The 807-nt window shown below is 49.3% G+C and carries 2 tRNA genes and 1 rRNA gene; all 3 read right to left on the minus strand.

Annotated elements, in window-relative coordinates:
* Positions 1–281 precede the first annotated feature (281 nt).
* Positions 282–357, minus strand: a tRNA-Ala gene (locus AC6LJY_RS27940).
* A 22-nt stretch (positions 358–379) separates the two neighbouring features.
* Positions 380–456, minus strand: a tRNA-Ile gene (locus tag AC6LJY_RS27945).
* A gap of 132 nt (positions 457–588) precedes the next feature.
* A 16S ribosomal RNA gene (locus tag AC6LJY_RS27950) occupies positions 589–807 on the minus strand; the annotation flags it as partial.

Genomic DNA, 807 nt, shown 5'->3' on the forward strand with positions numbered 1-807 from the left:
AGGCTATAGGACCTGAGTATTAGCGTTTGTGCCGTTCATAAGTTTCAAAGCAGTCTGAGGTTATTCACCCCAGTCTTGAGAACTTGGAACAAAATAATGCAATCACAACCCGTACTTATTTTCTTCGGCTTGCGCCGAGTACTTAATAAGTACATTTCGTTGTGCTTCTTCCAGATTGTTAAAGAACGAATATAGCTGTTAGGTAAAACCTAACTCATAACGCTGACAACAGCGCTATGAGTTAGCCTCTACATCACCACCGGGGCGATTATGAGAATCAATGGTGGAGGTGAACGGGATCGAACCGATGACATCCTGCTTGCAAAGCAGGCGCTCTCCCAGCTGAGCTACACCCCCATATCCTGCATGGCAGAATACTTGGTGGGTCTGGTTGGATTCGAACCAACGACCCCCGCCTTATCAAGACGGTGCTCTAACCAACTGAGCTACAGACCCAAAACCTTCTCGGATCAGTAGTCAGGTAGCTGAAGACCCAGGGAAGATTCCCTCGACCCAAGCCTACAACTGATCCCAGCTATATCAAACAACCGATAAGAGTGGACGCTTAACACGAGCACTTAAGCTCTGAAAGGAGGTGATCCAGCCGCACCTTCCGATACGGCTACCTTGTTACGACTTCACCCCAGTCATGAATCCTACCGTGGTAATCGCCCCCCTTACGGTTAGGCTAACTACTTCTGGTAAAACCCACTCCCATGGTGTGACGGGCGGTGTGTACAAGACCCGGGAACGTATTCACCGCGACATGCTGATCCGCGATTACTAGCGATTCCGACTTCACGCAGT

Source organism: Achromobacter sp. RT286_PF (genome assembly GCF_059760425.1).